Origin of the sequence: Clostridium sp. MSTE9 (assembly GCF_000277625.1) — a bacterium.
GTDB lineage: Bacteria > Bacillota > Clostridia > Oscillospirales > Acutalibacteraceae > Faecalispora > Faecalispora jeddahensis.
Genome location: NZ_AKFU01000054.1, coordinates 51,978 through 68,761, shown reverse-complemented (window position 1 = coordinate 68,761; position 16,784 = coordinate 51,978). Strand labels below are relative to the sequence as shown.

14 protein-coding genes and 2 tRNA genes are annotated in these 16,784 nt (G+C 47.5%); 10 read left to right on the top strand and 6 right to left on the bottom strand.

Annotation, left to right across the window (positions count from 1 at the left end):
- Positions 1–8 precede the first annotated feature (8 nt).
- The 4 genes from HMPREF1141_RS16310 to HMPREF1141_RS16295 all read left to right on the top strand — a co-directional run bounded on the left by HMPREF1141_RS16310 (position 9) and on the right by HMPREF1141_RS16295 (position 2,488).
- Positions 9–497 carry a YbaK/EbsC family protein gene (locus HMPREF1141_RS16310; protein WP_009066733.1) on the top strand — a complete coding sequence of 163 codons (489 nt, stop codon included), beginning with the start codon at positions 9–11 and terminating at the stop codon, positions 495–497.
- Positions 498–503: 6 nt separating this feature from the next.
- Positions 504–1,031 (top strand): CDP-alcohol phosphatidyltransferase family protein, encoded by a 528-nt coding sequence (locus HMPREF1141_RS16305; RefSeq protein ID WP_009066612.1) that lies wholly within the window; start codon positions 504–506, stop codon positions 1,029–1,031.
- A 271-nt stretch (positions 1,032–1,302) separates the two neighbouring features.
- Complete coding sequence (locus HMPREF1141_RS16300; RefSeq protein ID WP_009066603.1) at positions 1,303–1,887, top strand: TetR/AcrR family transcriptional regulator; 585 nt, start codon at positions 1,303–1,305, stop codon at positions 1,885–1,887.
- A gap of 46 nt (positions 1,888–1,933) precedes the next feature.
- Complete coding sequence (locus tag HMPREF1141_RS16295; protein ID WP_051044327.1) at positions 1,934–2,488, top strand: CDP-alcohol phosphatidyltransferase family protein; 555 nt, start codon at positions 1,934–1,936, stop codon at positions 2,486–2,488.
- Positions 2,489–2,581: 93 nt separating this feature from the next.
- On the opposite strand, the gene uxaC is transcribed toward HMPREF1141_RS16295, so the two are convergent.
- A complete protein-coding gene (gene uxaC, locus HMPREF1141_RS16290; RefSeq protein WP_009066704.1) occupies positions 2,582–3,991 on the bottom strand; it encodes a glucuronate isomerase in 1,410 nt (469 codons plus the stop codon).
- A 121-nt stretch (positions 3,992–4,112) separates the two neighbouring features.
- A complete protein-coding gene (locus HMPREF1141_RS16285; RefSeq protein ID WP_035317351.1) occupies positions 4,113–5,105 on the bottom strand; it encodes a LacI family DNA-binding transcriptional regulator in 993 nt (330 codons plus the stop codon).
- 280 nt (positions 5,106–5,385) lie between these two features.
- On the opposite strand from HMPREF1141_RS16285, the gene HMPREF1141_RS16280 reads away from it, so the two are divergent.
- From HMPREF1141_RS16280 to HMPREF1141_RS16270, 3 genes are all read left to right on the top strand, one after another.
- On the top strand, positions 5,386–6,861 hold the full coding sequence (locus tag HMPREF1141_RS16280; protein ID WP_009066715.1) for a tagaturonate reductase: 1,476 nt from the start codon (positions 5,386–5,388) through the stop codon (positions 6,859–6,861).
- Between the two features lie 15 nt (positions 6,862–6,876).
- Positions 6,877–8,361, top strand: coding sequence for an altronate dehydratase family protein (locus HMPREF1141_RS16275; RefSeq protein WP_009066544.1), 1,485 nt, complete (start codon positions 6,877–6,879; stop codon positions 8,359–8,361).
- A 174-nt stretch (positions 8,362–8,535) separates the two neighbouring features.
- Positions 8,536–9,444, top strand: a complete 909-nt coding sequence (locus HMPREF1141_RS16270) for an SDR family oxidoreductase (RefSeq protein ID WP_009066566.1) — start codon at positions 8,536–8,538, stop codon at positions 9,442–9,444.
- An 81-nt stretch (positions 9,445–9,525) separates the two neighbouring features.
- Here HMPREF1141_RS16270 and msrB read toward each other — a convergent pair whose 3' ends face one another.
- Both msrB and HMPREF1141_RS16260 read right to left on the bottom strand, forming a co-directional pair.
- A complete protein-coding gene (msrB, locus tag HMPREF1141_RS16265) occupies positions 9,526–10,476 on the bottom strand; it encodes a peptide-methionine (R)-S-oxide reductase MsrB (RefSeq protein WP_009066779.1) in 951 nt (316 codons plus the stop codon).
- 482 nt (positions 10,477–10,958) lie between these two features.
- Positions 10,959–11,045: transfer RNA gene (locus HMPREF1141_RS16260), tRNA-Leu, on the bottom strand.
- Between the two features lie 402 nt (positions 11,046–11,447).
- Between HMPREF1141_RS16260 and HMPREF1141_RS16255 the strand changes: the two genes are divergently transcribed.
- Positions 11,448–11,660 carry a hypothetical protein gene (locus HMPREF1141_RS16255; protein WP_035317348.1) on the top strand — a complete coding sequence of 71 codons (213 nt, stop codon included), beginning with the start codon at positions 11,448–11,450 and terminating at the stop codon, positions 11,658–11,660.
- A 569-nt stretch (positions 11,661–12,229) separates the two neighbouring features.
- Here the strand turns inward: HMPREF1141_RS16255 and HMPREF1141_RS16250 are convergent.
- Positions 12,230–12,712: a GNAT family N-acetyltransferase gene (locus HMPREF1141_RS16250; protein ID WP_009066616.1), complete on the bottom strand. Its 483-nt coding sequence runs from the start codon at positions 12,710–12,712 to the stop codon at positions 12,230–12,232.
- Positions 12,713–12,894: 182 nt separating this feature from the next.
- Between HMPREF1141_RS16250 and HMPREF1141_RS16245 the strand changes: the two genes are divergently transcribed.
- A tRNA-Met gene (locus tag HMPREF1141_RS16245) sits at positions 12,895–12,971 on the top strand.
- Positions 12,972–13,786: 815 nt separating this feature from the next.
- Positions 13,787–15,382: an RNA-directed DNA polymerase gene (locus HMPREF1141_RS16240; protein ID WP_009066674.1), complete on the top strand. Its 1,596-nt coding sequence runs from the start codon at positions 13,787–13,789 to the stop codon at positions 15,380–15,382.
- Between the two features lie 389 nt (positions 15,383–15,771).
- Here HMPREF1141_RS16240 and HMPREF1141_RS16235 read toward each other — a convergent pair whose 3' ends face one another.
- On the bottom strand, positions 15,772–16,602 hold the full coding sequence (locus tag HMPREF1141_RS16235; protein ID WP_009066648.1) for an EFR1 family ferrodoxin: 831 nt from the start codon (positions 16,600–16,602) through the stop codon (positions 15,772–15,774).
- Positions 16,603–16,784 lie beyond the last annotated feature (182 nt).

The following is a 16,784-nucleotide window of genomic DNA, read 5'->3' as shown; positions in this document are numbered from 1 at the left end:
TTACCGATATGAGTACGACAAGAGTTCGGGAATATTTAAAGCAGTTTGAAAAGGATGGCCAGGTGCAGGAGTTCGATGTATCCAGCGCGACAGTGGAGCTTGCCGCCGAGGCGCTGGGAGTGGAGCCCGCCAGAATCGCAAAGACAATCTCTTTAAAGGATGAAAACGGCTGCATTTTAATTGTTGCCGCCGGCGATGGGAAGATCGACAATTCTGCATTCAAGCGTCACTTTGGCATGAAAGCCAGAATGCTTGTGCCGGAGGAGACGGAAGAGCTGACCGGCTACCGTGTAGGGGGGATTTGCCCGTTTGACAATCCCGAAGGGGCGAAGGTGTATCTGGATGAATCCCTGCGCCGATTTCAAACGGTGTTCCCGGCCTGCGGAACCTCGAATTCAGCCATTGAGCTCACGTGCGATGAGCTGCTGGAATGCTCCCGCGCTCAGGGCTGGGTCGATGTCTGCAAGGGCTGGAGGGAACAGTCTGCCGAGGGGTAATTCCATATGAAGTATCTGCCGAATGCGCTGACTCTGCAGCGGATCGTGCTGTGCGTTCCGCTGCTGTTTCTGCGGCCTTTTTCCGTATGGTTCTTTGTGCTGTATACTATCTGCGGGATCAGCGATATGCTCGACGGGTACCTTGCCCGAAGGCTCGGCTGTGCCGGCCCGGCGGGCGCCCGGCTCGACAGCGCGGCGGACTTTACTTTTGCCGCGGTGCTGCTGTTCCGGCTGGTTCCAGCGATGAACCTGCCGGTCTGGCTCTTTTGGTGGATTGCCGGCATTGCGCTCATCAAGTTTTCTTCCCTCGCGGCCGGGTATGTCCGACACAAGCAGGCCGCTTTTCTGCACACCTATGCCAATAAGGCGGCGGGGCTGCTGCTGTTCTGCCTGCCCTACGGGTTTCCCCTTTGGGGGCTTTTGGCCGGGGCGGCGGTTTGCCTGTTTGCCACCCTCGCAGCTGTAGAAGAGCTGATTCTCTGCCTGACCTCTCCAGTGCTGAACCAGGACGTGAAAGGGCTTTTCTTTCGGTGAAGTTAGGCTGAAACATCGTTCGATATATTATTATAAATGAAAAGGGCGCCCATGAACCGCGGTTCATGGGCGCTTTTCTCGTTTCAATTACGGCTGCTTGTCTTTTGTATTCCTGCACAGAGCACATCAAGGAGCAATGCGATAAAAGTTGCGAACGGATCGGCGAGGAAGAAGAAAAACAGCGATCAAACAGCTTGACGAAAACAAAAAAGCCTGATAGAGTATAAATGAATAAAATTTATATTCATTCATATTCTGAGGAGGGAGTATTTTGGGGAAAAAAGAAGATATTTTCTCAGCCGCTTATGAGCTTTTTTCAGAAAACGGGTTTAAGTCTGTGAATGTAGCAGACATCACTCGTTTGGCCGGGATCAGCGTGGGGTCCTTTTACCATTATTATCCATCCAAAGAAGACCTGTTCATAGAAATTTACATGGAAGAAAATAAAAAGGTCAAAGATCATATCATAGAATCTTTGGATCTGTCCGCCTGGCCTGCGGAAATCGCGCAAAAATTCATTTCTCTGAATATGGAAGCAATGAAGAATAACCTGATTTTATGCGAATGGTGCGCAGGAAATGTTGAAAAAGAATTAAAAGCCTATTACCAAAACAATCCGCAGAACTACGCAACCTCTGTTCGTGGGTTCTTAGAAGCATTGCTCAACCAATGGCGTTGTGACCATAAATTGCGCGAAGATATGAGCAATGAAGAAATGATGGCCGTATTTGACGCGCTGGCCTATTTGGATGCCAATTTAGAGGATCATTCTTCTGCCGGGGCCCTTCAAACGGTTCAGTGGCTTGTCAAATTTGCAGCGCTGGGAATCACGAAGCAGCAAGGAACGAATTCGTAAATCCTTCCTTCAGAATCCTGTGTTTGGGGGTGTGATCTGAATTAAGATGAAAAAAGCATTCGTGACGATAATGACCTTGTCCAGAATCCCGCTTGCCTTTTTGTTTGGTTTTTTTTGTATCGAGCTGGAACAGCCGCTGTGGCCTTGCCTGATCGTTTTTTTACTGGTTTCTCTTACGGATTGGCTGGATGGAAAGCTGGCCCGCACCTTGCATGTGGCCTCAGCTTTTGGCGCGTGGTTAGACGTTTCCTGTGATTTGTTTTTTATAATAGTATCCTGTCTGTCGCTTTGGCTCACAGGCAGAATGCCGATGATCCTGCCGATCGTTATTATCATAAAATTTACTGAATTTCTGCTGACATCCCACTGGAGCAGACAGATCGGCGAAAGGCAAAACGCATTCTTTTTTGACCCTTTCGGAAGACTGTCGGCGGCGTTATTATATGGATTGCCTATTTTGACGTTATTAGTGAGCAGTATAGTACCCAAAGCGCGGATCGGCCTGTTTGCAATGACGATCCTGTTCTGTATCCTATCATCGGCCATCCGGATCGTTCACTGTCTGCGGATGGAGCATAAACAAAAGAATCCGGCTTTGTAATCAGGCTGCCAAAAGAAACTCTTCGGCTGCAATGGAAAGGGCCTCCGCAAATTGCGGAGGCCCTTTCCAATTAGGGGGGAAGATGAAAAAGGATTATACGTGAAACCCAAAATAGCGGTTGGTATTGTTGAAGGAAATATCCTGCACCATTTTGCCGAGGTACTCGATATCATCCGGATATTCGCCGTTCTCTACCCATGTGCCGATCAGGTTGCACAGGATGCGGCGGAAATACTCGTGGCGGGTGTAGGACAAAAAGCTTCTGGAGTCGGTCAGCATACCGGCAAAGGTGCCGAGTACCCCAAGATTCGCGAGGCTCGTCATCTGCTCGATCATACCCGTCTTGGTGTCGTTGAACCACCATGCGGAGCCCTGCTGCAGCTTACCCTCGGCTTCGGTTCCCTGGAAGCACCCGATCAAGGCGCCGACCATCGCGTTATCCGTGGGGTTCAGGGGGTAGATGATGGTTTTGGGCAGCTCGCCGGTGTTGTTCAGCTCATTCAGGAATTTTGCCGCGCTGTCCGCGCAGCAGTAGGTGGCGATGCAGTCAAAGCCGCTATCCGGGCCAACGCGGTCAAACATGCGGTCGTTAACGCTGCGCAGCGCGCCATAGTGCAGCTCCATCACCCAGCCGAGCTTCGCGTATTTGCGGCCGACGAACAGAAGAATCGCATACTTGTATTTTTCGATTTCGTCCTGCGTCAAAGCCTGACCGTTCAGGCCCTTTTTCAGGATGGCGTTGAGTTCTTCTTCTGTAGCGGGATTGTACATCATATAATCCACGCCGTGGTCAGAGGCGCGGCAGCCCATGCTGTCGAAGAATTCCATGCGTTTGGCCAGCGCGGTGCGCACATCTTCGACGGTCTGAATGGAAACGCCGCTGACCTTTGCGAGCTTCTGCATATACTCCGCAAAGTCGGGCTTGTTGATATTCATTGCCTTGTCGGGGCGCCAGGCCGGTACCACCTTTACATCGAAAGTGGGGTCGTCCTTCAGCTTCTGGTGCCATTCCAAAGAATCGATCGGATCATCAGTGGTTGCGATTGCCCTCACGTTAGACTGTTTGATCAGCCCGCGAACACTCATGCCGTCTTCCTGCAGCTTTTTGTTGCACAGGTTCCACACTTCCTCGGCGGTATCGGCGTTCAAAACGCCGTCGTAGCCAAAGTAGCGGCGCAGTTCCAGGTGCGTCCAGTGGTAGACCGGGTTGCCGATCGCTTTCGGCAGGCACTCGGCAAATTTCTGGAACTTTTCGCGGTCGCTGCTCTTATTGCCGGTAATCAAATCCTCGTCTACGCCGCAGGAGCGGATGACGCGCCATTTGTAATGGTCGCCGCCCAGCCATACCTGCGTGATGTTGTCAAACTTGCGGTTCTCGGCGATCTCCTGCGGGATGATGTGGCAGTGATAGTCGATGATCGGCATTTTGCTCGCGTAGTCGTGAAACAGCGTTCTCGCCGTTTCGTTGGTCAACAGGAAATCGTCATCCAAAAACTTTTTCATGATTTGATCCTCCAGTTCTTTCTTTCATCACATTGAATACCGATCTTCCATAAAACATGAAATCGCAATGGCTGTTCCTTTCCTGCTGAAAGCGGGAGTGAACAACCGGCTTTCCACATTTTTATTGCAGATCGGTATGAAAGGTGTCCCGCTGCACCAGCGTAGCGGAGATCACCATTTTCTGCGGTACACTTTTTCCCTCCAGAATCCCCGTCAGCATCGAGATGGCCGCGGGGCAGAGCGTGTCGAGCATGTTGTCCACACTCGTGAGGGAAGGGGAGCAGCACTCAGACAAAATCGAGTTGTTAAAGCCGATCACCGGCGCGCTGCGGCCAAATTCCTGCAGCGCTTTCATCGCGCCGATCGCCAGCAGGTCTTCCGATGCCATCACGGCGCTGAAAGACACGCCGGATTCAAGAAGCGAAAGCACGCGGCGTTTGACCTCGTCCACCGATTTGGGCACCTGTACAATGAGGTTTTCATTGACCGGCAGTCCGCACTGCTTCATCCCGGCCCGGTAGCCGCTGAGCTTGGAGCAGCCGCTGTACGTCAGGATATCGTAAAGGTAGAGAATATCGCGGTGCTTTTGGCGGTTCAGCAGGGCTACGTTCTGCGCCACGGCGGACTGCTCGTCACAGGTGACGCAGTAGGTGCCGGGCAGCTCTACCAGCCCGTTGATAATGATAACGGGAACCTGCTTTGCCGCGTTTTCAATATGGCTGTTGTCCACATTCTCTTTAAAAGCGGAGCCAATCAGAATCACCGCGTCCACCCGTTTGGCCAAAAGCAGCTCCAGGTATTTTTTCTTGTCCTCCAGGTCATTCCCGGTGCAGCACAAAAGCGCGTCAAATCCATTTCGGCGCAGCAGTCCCTCCACCAGAGAAACCGCCTTCGCGTAAAAGGTATCGGCAATATCGGTGCACAGAATCCCGATGATTTTCATGGAGTTCAGGTTCAGGCCCCGCGCGAACGCGTTCGGAATGTAGTCTTCCTGCTCGATCACGGCCATCACCTTTTCCCGCGTGGCGGCGCTCACGTTGGGGCTGCCGTTCATCACGCGCGAAACTGTAGCGATCGAAACGCCGCTGCGCTGCGCAATATCATAAATGTTCATAAAACGAAGCATCACCTCTTTTGTAAGGGCTTACAATTGAGTATATCCTTTTCTGTCTAAAAAATCAAGGATATTTTCCTGAAAATTTAGTTTTTATGGATGATGAAAGAATAATACAAAAGCTTTTGAAAAATCTATTGACATTTGTCCCCTAAATGCTAAAATGAAAAATGTAAGCACTTACATCGGCTGTAAATGGAAATCTTCAATGGAAAAGTGGGAAGAGTAATCCCTTGATGCTTTCATTGAAGAACAGTTAGGAAAAGGAGTTATCGTTGTTATGAAACAGATTCAGGAGCTTCATTCGCGCACACCCCGCGAGATAAAGGTCGTACAATTCGGCGAAGGGAATTTTTTGAGAGCCTTTGTGGACTATTTTATTGACGTCGCCAACGAGAAGGGCGCGTTTAACGGCGACGTAGCCGTGGTAAAACCGATCTCGTTCGGAACTCTGGAGCGTTTTCACAAGCAGAACAATCTGTATACGGTTTCTCTGCGCGGCCGCAGAAACGGCGAGCCCTATGTGGAAAACCGCGTGGTCACCTGCATCAATCAGGTGGTGGATGCCTACGGCGAGTACGAGGAATACGCCGCCCTGGCGAAGCTCCCCGGCCTGCGCTTTGTGGTGTCGAACACGACGGAAGCGGGCATCGTATATGACGAAACCGACCGCTTTGAGCTGACTCCCCCCAATACCTACCCCGGCAAGCTGACCAAGTTTCTGCATGAGCGCTATGAGGCGTTTTCCGGTGCGAAGGACAAAGGTCTGATCATACTGCCGGTGGAGCTGATCGAAAATAACGGCGGCAAGCTGCGCGACTGTGTAAACCGCCTGATCGACCTGTGGAAGCTCGGCGATGAATTCAAAAGCTGGGTGGCTGAAAGCTGCGTGTTCTGCAGCACGCTGGTAGACCGCATTGTCAGCGGTTACCCCAGAGGGGAAGCCGATGCGATCTGCGAAAAGGAGCTCGGCTATCAGGATGAGCTGCTGGATGCCGGCGAGCCGTTCGCCCTGTGGGTCATCGAAAGCGACAAGGATATTTCCGGCGAGCTGCCGATCGATCATCTCGGCAAAACCGGGATGGACGTGATCTTTACCGATAACCAGAAGCCGTACCGCGAGAGAAAGGTGCGTATCCTCAACGGTGCGCATACCTCCTGTGTTCTGGCGGCGTATCTGACCGGCAAAAACATTGTGCGCGACGCAATGCAGGACCCCCTGTGCCGTGAGCTGATGGAGCGCACCGTGTTCGACGAGATCGTACCCACCGTCAAGCTGCCCCGCGAGCAGGCGGAGGCCTTTGCCAACTCGGTGCTGGAGCGCTTCGACAACCCGTTTGTCGACCACGAGATTCTCTCCATCGCGCTGAACTCTGTTTCCAAATGGAAATCCCGCATTCTGCCCACCTTTAAGGATCAGTATGCGGCAAGCGGCAAAGCGCCCAAATTCCTTACCTTCTCCTTCGCAGCCCTGCTCGCGTTCTATACCATTGAAAAGCTGGAAGACGGCGTGATGGTCTGCCTGCGCGGCGGCGAGCCTTATCGCTTTAAGGATGACGAGCCGGTGATGGAATTCTTCCTGACGCACTGCAAGCTGCCTGCGGCGGAATATGTGCGCGCGGCCGCGTCGCATGTGGAATTCTGGGGCGAGGACCTGACAAAGTACGGCGATTTTGCGGAAGCAGTAACCGCCGATCTCGAGGATATCCGTGTGAACGGAATGACAGCCGCGATTCGCAAGCTGCTGGGAAAATAAACGGAGGGGGCTTCTATGAACCAGTTTTATCAAATTAACCCGAAAGATACGGTCATCGTCGCACTGCAGCCGATTCCCGCGGGAACGGTGCTCGACGTGGACGGACAAGAGCTGATCACGGTAAACGATGTGCCGCCGGGCCATAAGATTGCACTGAAAGAGATGGAGAAAGGGGAGCCGATCATCAAATACGGCTTTCCCATCGGCACCGCGGCCCGCCCGATTCAGCGCGGGGAGTGGGTGCATACCCATAATGTCAAAACGACGCTCGGCGAGCTGCTGGACTACACCTACACGTCCGATTTTCACGAGCTGGAGGCCATCGCGCCCAAAAGCTTTCAGGGCTACCGCAGAAAAGACGGTAAGGTGGGCGTTCGCAACGAGGTTTGGATCATCCCGACCGTGGGGTGCGTCAACTCCATCGTCAAGCAGATCGAGCTGCAGTCCCAGCAGTTTTTAACCCCCGAGCTGGATGGCATCTTCTGCTATACCCATCCCTATGGCTGTTCGCAGCTTTCCGGCGACCATGTGAACACCCAGCTGGCTCTGGCAGGGATGGCGCATCACCCGAACGCCGGAGCGGTTTTGGTGGTGGGCCTCGGCTGTGAAAACAACACCATGGAGCAGATGAAGAAGGTGCTGGGGGATTACGACCCCGAGCGCATCAAATTCATGATCTGTCAGGAATTTGAAGATGAGGTGGAAGAGGGCGTCCGTCTGATGGAAGAGCTGTGCCGGTATGCGTCGCAGTTCCATCGGGAGGAGTGCAGCGTTTCCGATCTCGTGATCGGCCTGAAATGCGGCGGCTCCGACGGCTTCTCCGGCATCACCGCGAATCCGCTTGTCGGCGCGTTTTCCGATTTGCTGGTCGCGCAGGGCGGCACGAGCATCCTGACCGAGGTGCCGGAAATGTTCGGCGCCGAAACGATCCTGATGAACCGCGGGAAAGACCGCCAGACCTTTGAAAAGACGGTTGACCTGATCAATAACTTTAAAAAATACTTTATGCGCTATGGGGAGGAGATCGACTCCAACCCGTCCCCCGGCAACAAGGCCGGCGGAATCACCACACTGGAGGATAAATCCCTCGGGTGTATCCAGAAGGGCGGCAGCAGCAAGGTCGTAGATGTTCTGAATTACGGCCAGGCGGTCACTCAGAAGGGGCTGAACCTGCTGCAAGGGCCGGGCAACGATCTGGTAGCGTCCACGGCGCTGGCGATTTCCGGGGCGCATATCGTTCTGTTCACCACGGGCCGCGGCACGCCGTTTGCCTGTCCGGTGCCGACCATCAAGATTTCCAGCAACACGGCGCTCAGCCGGAAAAAATCCGGATGGATCGACTTTAACGCCGGTCAGCTTCTGGAGGGCCGTTCCATGCGCGATGTCGCCGAGGAATTTTTCAATTTTGTCGTGGATGTCGCTTCCGGCAGCAAGCACGCAAAATCCGAAAGCCTGGACAAGCGCGACCTGCCGATCTTCAAAGACGGCGTAACACTCTGATTCCGCTTATATCGATTCCCTTTTATGCGGCGCCCTTGCTTTTGCGGGGGCGCTGTTTTTTCTGCCGCCGATCTTCTCCTCCCAAAATATTTTATGGCAGTATTACTTTTTTATCTTGCCAGGAATATATTTGAATAGAAGACAGATCGATGGGGGAAAGGGAGTTATTGCTTTATGTATCCAATCTATCCATACTATGGAAGCAAAGAGGTATGCAGAGAGGAGCCGATCGCATTTCCGTCACAACAGCAGAATGTGCAGCCCGGTATGGAATATCTGATGAAGCCGCCGCCGATCTTTGACAATCCCGAATACAAGGCTGCGGGAAAGCTCAAAGGAAAGACTGCGCTCATCACCGGGGGCGACAGCGGGATCGGCCGGGCGGTGGCGGTGGCTTTTGCCAAAGAGGGAGGCAATACGGCCATTGCCTATCTGAACGAGCGCAGGGATGCTCAGGAGACAAAACGGGTGATCGAGCAGCAGTATGGAGGGCTTTGCCTGCTGCTGGAGGCGGATCTTCGCAATGAGGATGCCTGCCGCCAGGTGGTGGAATATACAGTACGGCAATTTGGCAGCCTGCAGGTAGTGGTCAATAACTGCGGCGTTCAGTATGTACAGCAAAGCCTCGAAGACATTACCGCCGAGCAGCTGCACGACACTTTTTCCACGAATATCTTTTCCTTCTTTTATATCACGAAATTCGCCCTCCCGCATTTGCACGAGGGGGACAGCATTATCAATACCGCTTCCGTCGTCGCTTACCGCGGAGCGGAAAATATGATCGATTATTCCGCCACCAAGGGTGCGATCGTGTCTTTTTCCCGTTCTCTGGCGCTCAATCTGGCGCAAAAGGGCATTCGGGTCAATGCGGTTGCTCCCGGCCCATTCTGGACTCCGCTGCAGCCGGCCGCCGGTTCTCAGCCGCCGGAAGCAATCCAGTCCTTCGGGGTCAACACTCCCATGAAACGGGCCGGGCAGCCCTTTGAAATCGCCCCGGCCTATGTTTATCTTGCCTGCGATGATTCCCGTTATATGACAGGTCAAACTCTGCATGTCAATGGCGGGGAGTGGATCGGGGGATAAGCGGACTTCACCCCAAAAGAGCCTCCGATTGTAAACAATCGGAGGCTCTTTTTTTAGGGGGGAACGAAAGCAGGCGCGCCTTCAGCGGACGAGCGGCAGAAGGTATCCATAGCCTTCGCGCTCCATTTCTTCTTTCGGGATAAACCTTAGCGCAGCGCTGTTGATGCAGTACCGCTGGCCGCCCAGTTCTTTCGGGCCATCCGGGAATACGTGACCCAGATGGGCGTCACCCACGCGGCTTTTGACCTCTGTGCGCAGCATCCCATGAGAGGAGTCGGTTTGTTCCCGTACCACATTGGGGTCAATCGGCTTTGCAAAGCTGGGCCACCCGCAGCCGGAATCAAATTTATCGCTGGAAGAAAAAAGCGGTTCTCCGGTTGTGATGTCCACATAGATGCCGGAGCGGAATTGATGGTCGAACTCATTCTGGAACGGCGGCTCCGTCGCCTGCTGCTGCGTCACTTTGTATTGCAAAGGCGTTAAGCTGGTGCGCAGGGTCTCATCGTCGGGCAATTGATAGTCCGCAGGGTTCACGACCGCCTGTTTGACCTTTTCAAACTGTACCGGAGCAATATGGCAATAGCCGCCCGGGTTCTTGTCCAGGTATTTCTGGTGGTATTCTTCTGCCGGGAAGTAATTGGAAAGCGGCTGTACCTCAATCGCAATGCGGCGGTCGTATCGCTTTTGCAGGCGGGCCAAAGACTGTTCAATGACCGGTAGATCGTCTGCATCGGTGTAATAGATTCCCGTGCGGTACTGACGCCCGACATCGCCGCCCTGCCGGTTGAGCGACAGCGGATTGATCGAACCGTAGTATAGCTCCAGCAAAAATCCCAGAGACAGCTTCTGTGGATCATAAACAACGCGCACCGTTTCGGCATGTCCGGTGTTTTGGTTGCAAACCTCTTCATAGGTCGGGGAATCCGTCGTTCCGTTTGCATAGCCGGTCTGTGTGGATAAGACTCCGGGAATAGCAGAGAGGTATTTTTCAGTACCCCAAAAACATCCGCCCGCTAAATAGATTTCTGACATAACACTGCCTCCGTTCTGTTTTTTATTGGTGAGTAGAACTTGCCCCAAATTCGGATACAAGCTGATGATGACATAACGGTAACCATAAAACCGTATTTTATTATGAAGAGAAGTTCCCTGAGACTATTATAGCACAAGCTCAGAACTATATTGATAAAAGTGTTGCCAGAGAAAACAAAACCGCTAAGCCGGTGGTTCCATGCTCTCTCAGGCGCTTTGCTTTCGCTTACGCCGTGAGGTTATTATAGCACAAGCTCAAAACTATATTGATAAAAGAACTGCTCAAGAAAACAAAATCGCTAAGCCGGTGCTTCAATGTTCTCTCAGGCATCGAAAGCTTTGCTTTCGCTTATGCCGTGAGGTTATTATAGCATAAACAGACAAAAGTCATACGGCGCGGCGAAAATGGAGGGGATTATTCTATTTCAAAATAGAATTTAAGATATAAAAAGACAGAGCAGAAACAAATGTTTCTGCTCTGTTGGTGCGAGGGAGGAGACTTGAACTCCTATGAGCTTGCGCTCACTAGAACCTGAATCTAGCGCGTCTGCCAATTCCGCCACTCTCGCGTTTTTTCGCAATCGCTTGACTGCTTGAGTATTATAGCATGGCGATTTTTGTTTGTCAACAAGGTTTTCAAAAAAAATTCGACAATTTTTCTTTCGCCTCTCTTAATTCGACATTCGTGCAAAAGAACCCCGGAACGAATGCGGCCTAAGAGCATCTCAGAAAGAAAAGGATAAGATCAAAATCTTTGATTTGGCGAGAATTTTCGCTATCGATTCGTGGCACATTTTGGCAATTTCGGCATTCTTACCGAAAGGATTACAAATAAGCGCCTGATTATTCATAAAACCTCCATTTTTAATCAATTCAGGAAATAAACGTATATTTTGACAAGATTCACCATATGCATGCGCTATAATTAAAAACAGAAAATGAGTGATAAATAGAAAGGATGTATAACACTGATGAGAATAATGGTAACAAAAGAAGAGCTGGAACGCAAACTGACTCAAGTCAGTCATAATGATTTAATTGAGTTATGCATTGTACCGGCGCAAAAAGATGGAGCGGAATATAACCCCGCATTTTTGCATCTCGGTTTCATACATAATGGACAATATTATGATTTGGAATCGATCGATGCTTACTTCAATCAGGAAGGAATCAAAACCGCCTGATTCAAGAATCTGCCATCACATAAGTATCATTTAAAGTGACTGAACCATCCCCAAGATATGATTGTAAAAACCAAATATCCTAATCACCCGAAAGGGCCCGTCTGTAGAAAGACGGGCCCTTTCGGGGGTTCATTACATAGTAATATGGGAAAAGTGTGGCGTAAGCATCGGTAAGGCCGTTCTGCAGCCAGTGAAAGGTTCGCTGGCGCGTTGAGCAGCAAGGGAGGGTAGTTGTTCCGAAGTGCTGCCAAACCCTAAGAAATTCGGTTAAGAATCCGTCAAAGCAGCGTGCGTCCGGAATCTATGTGAATCATGAGTCATGTATTTTCCAGCCATTGAAATAACTTATTTGCATTCTATCACGTTGTTATTTTTTAGTCAATCTAATTTTTAGAAATAATTTGATTTTTTTTGAAATATTTCTACTTTCTGGCATTCAGAAAAAGACGTCATAAGCTCTTTCAGCCATGGAAAGCCGAAAGACAAATCCACAATCCTATAATAAAAATCCTCCTCTGTGCTTCGGTGATCCACAAAAACACAGGGGAGGAGAAAATGATTTTCCGTTTTTATAAAGTATGATAGAATAAGACAATATCCTGATAAGTACCGTCTTTCATCAAAAAACCGTGGGGAACGGTTCCGATTTCGATAAAGCCCAGCCTGCGGTATAAACGAATTGCATGTACGTTGCTTTTTACCACAGCATTGAATTGTAAAAGCTGAAAACCAAGGGCCTTGCTCTTTTCCAGTGAGTGCTTTACCAAAAGCTCCCCAATGCCCTTTCCTCTGGCCAAAGGCCGGATCATGTACCCTGCATTGGCCTGATGCCCGCATCGCCCTACGTTATTGGGGTGAAGAATGTACAAACCCACCACTTCACCATCTTCTTCTGCAACCGCGGTAAAGCTCTGCTGTGCAAAAAACTCTTCTGCCTGCTCCGGCGTCAGAAAGTCTGTTTGCGGAAATGTATTTCCCTCTTCGATGATAGTGTTCCATATCTCTGTCAACGCGGGAACGTCCTGTTTTTGATATTCTCTGATGATCGCCATCGTGCACTTCCTGTCTGCGGTTTTGCGCTGTATTGATTGAGAAAAGTATAGCACAAAGCAATTTTCCTGACAAGAAAACAGCTTGCCTTTCACATTAATTTACAATAAAATGTAAAAAAGTATTGACTTTTTCAAATGCCGGTGTTATTATAGTTAAGCGCTCTTGAAGAGCAACAAAATATCGCGGAGTGGAGCAGTCCGGTAGCTCGTCGGGCTCATAACCCGAAGGTCGTAGGTTCAAATCCTGCCTCCGCAACCAAACTTCTTAATACTCCGGCAAGCTCATAGCAATATGGGCTTGTTGCAGTATTAAGACAAAATTATATATAATGGGCGAAGACAACTGGAATTGAGATCGCCCTTATATACATCTTCTTTGAGTGTCATTAATAATCGGGTCTGGTCTGTCCTATATCTAGCTACTCTCACCAGATACGTATTTGCTCTTTCCTGCTATGCAGGACAGGCGCGCTCGCTTAACAGGTTCCAACTGTTAAGGTCGTGGCTGCACTATCTACCATAAGAGTATTACTACACCCTATACCGATTTTGGCATTTAGTTTTAAGGGGATCGCTACATCCACGATCTCATTCTTTTGTTGCAAGGCAAAAAAACAAGACCCTAGACGCAGCCGGTAAACTGTACGTCTAAGACCCTTGACAAGAATATGATAACCATGCTACCATTAGGTAACACAGAAAACCAACCCTGTTAATGACATTTAGTCTTCAAACGTACTTCGATTACGTTTTGATTAGTGTAAGAAATCTACCAAATTTCTTACAGCTAATGTGTTGTTAATGGGGTTAAATTATGTTTTTTCTTAAATTGTACCAATTGAGTGATTGGAAAGCAATAAAAACTTTAACTACTTAGTCATTATATATTTCAGTCGGACATTTTGTTCGACTGATTTTTTATTTATTTTAAATGGTAAAATTTCGTTCAATAATGATACTTACGAAGCTATAATGGGAGTAAATAGTAAATTTCTATTATAGCAATAATAGGAAATCGAAAAGGTACATATTCTATTACAACAGGTATTCAATGCAGAAGTAGGGGTGATAATTATGGAGGTTGAAAAAGCAATTGCACTGTCTATTAAAAATATCATTAAAGAGGGCTTAACGGATATTTTTGATAGGCCTTTTGAAGTTGACTTGTTATCGAAGAATCCAGAGTTTCAAAAAAAAATTCAAGATAATACCACCACTTGTATTCGCTCGGGATCTGTTCTGGGTCTGGGAATTAGTCCAATAGATTATATTCTAATGCCGAAAAACACTGCATTTAATTTCAGGAAATGTGCTTTGATTCAACCGCATGATACGATTAAGTATCTCGCAATTGTTTTGATTATTGCAGATACTATCGAAAAAGCGCGTATTCCCATATCACAAAAAAGAGTTTTTTCTTATCGCTTTAGGCCAAATGAGGGATATCTTTTTAATAAAAACTATACTATCACCAGCTTTAGATCTTATGTTTCAGAAAGGGCAAAACGTAAAAAAGTTAATCTAATCGTTTCATGTGATATCGCGAATTATTATGAGCGCTTAAATTTACACAGATTACAAAATACTCTCTTATCCATTGATTGCAATCGAAATATTGTAAATTTAATTAATGAACTTTTGCTTTTTTGGTCAAATAGAGACTCGTATGGATTGCCTGTTGGATCTAATGCTAGTCGTATTCTATCTGAGGCTAACCTGATTAGAGTTGATAATTATCTACTGTCAATAGGAGTCGATTTTATCCGCTTTGTAGATGATTATCGCTTTTTTGCCCCAGATGCCAGTACAGCACATTACTGGCTTACTATTCTTATTGATAGACTTGGACAGGAAGGGCTCTCTATTAATATGAGTAAAACCAAAATTGAGCCTAGTGAACGTTATAAAAATGATATCAAGAATCCGAACACAAATCGCAAATTGAAAAAAGACAAAAATCCCTTTGTAATCAAAGCTGGATATGGCGGTACGGTACCTACACGTTTTCGTGCATTATCAAACGGTGAAAAGGATAAATTGGTATCCTTGGACATTATGCATTCATTAAGTAAAGCAGATAAAGATAATTTAGTCGATGCTTCAGAGTTTATAAATATTATAAAAGCCTGTATTGCCCAACAGAAGTATTCTTTATTATTGAACATGCTTCCTATTATAGGCAAGTATTTACAGCTATCACCTTACTATATTGATGCGCTAACCAAATGCTCGGAATACTTTTCTGATGAAGAAATAGAAAAAATTAAGCATCACTTTTCTGAAAAGCTTAAAAGTAATAGATTTTTGCCTGAATATCTTAGAATCTCCTATATCAGACTGCTTGGAAGCAAACTATTTAATGACAAAACCTTGTTACTTGAGTGCTTTAGAAATTTGCGGCGAGACTCAGGAGCCTATGTTGGACGTGTTTTACTGGATTCTCTGTATGAATTAGTGGGTCGAGAGGATGTACTGGAAATTAGAAAGGGATTTTCTCGTTCTGATCTATGGGAAAAGAGGCAAATAATCAGAATTGTGAATAAATCCCTTTTAGAAGAGGAAAAAAGGCCTTGGATTAAAAATGTTCATCAATTAGATTCGAGAGAACTTTTCTTATTGGAGGTTGCAGAACCCACAAAATCTACTAAACTTAAGAAAAAGAAAAAATAACTTTTGTTTTTCCTTATAGTTGATGAAACGTGTGAACTCTTAAAGCTAGTCAATGCGGATGATTCCTTTTATAATTTATAACAGGTTGCACATTATGTTTATTAGTAGAATTGCTTTAAATCATTATATATCTAATAAATCGGACAATTGTTCGATTTATTAGATTTTTGGGGAAGATCAATCCGTATTTAGCGTTTGTTTTGTAGTGTACAATGCATCTGTTTTTCTTTAAATTATCGCCAGAGATATCCAAAATAGCTTCTACCATTGAAAAGGAAAAGAAATTACAGGGAGGGGTGGCACAATGCCATCACTCCCTGTAATTTCCTTGTCAATCCTGATGCCATATCAGGGAATGAACCATAAAATTAAAGAATTTGTTTTGACTACTATATAAAGAATAAAGGTTCTGCCCGTCGGGCGAAATCTCTTTCCAGCATTAATTTATGTGATGTGAATTGCTCATCGTCAAAATATTTTGCATCTTGTGGACACCATTTTACACAGGCATGACACTTAATGCATATTCCAATTATGTCGGAAGGGTCATTTGGATTGATAGACCCCATCGGACACCGGCGAATGCAAATACCGCAATGATTACACTTTTCCATATCGGTCTTTGGCTTGGCCTTCAAAAAGACCGTAGGCTTTCCATCAAGTCCTTTCGGAGTATAGTACACTTCTGGAGGGTTGGTGCCTTTTACGTCAATAGGCTGTGGTAGGGTTTTGAGTGTGTCGACCTTTTCAGCTATTTTTGTTGCAAATTCCTCAATCTTCTCCATATCGGTCTGATCCGGCCGACCGGCTGCCAGAACCGTTGAAAAAGCATGCTGAGCGGCTACACCAGCCCCTGCAATCGTATGAAATCCATTGGCTTCTAAAACATTTCGAAGTTCAATCAGAGCATCATCAAAGCTGCGGTTACCGAATACAGCAACAGGTACAGCGAGGGCATCATTTCCGATAAAGTGACTCTGTACATAAGGTAGCAATTTATTTGGTATTCTTCCTGCATAAACAGGGGTTCCCCATATAACCAAATCCGTTTTGTTAAAAGTATTCATTGCTTCCCTTGCAGCTGGAAGAGTATAGTCTAGCTTTTCCACTGGAAGATTTAGTTTTTCTCCGATGGCAGCTGCAAGAGAAACAACTGTTTTTTCGGTGTTTCCAACGGGGCTAAAATATACTGCCCATACCTTATTAATTTCCACTTTCATTTTCTCTCCCTTTAATGATAATTATGTAAATTATATCACACTACCTATATCTCACGAACTGATTTAAAGAAATATCAAAACAAACTGCTTTATAGGTAGACAATTAAACAAGCGTGATATTTGAGCATATTTAATACACTAAGAATCTTTGCTTTTCTCATTTCGAAGCTGCCAAACATTGA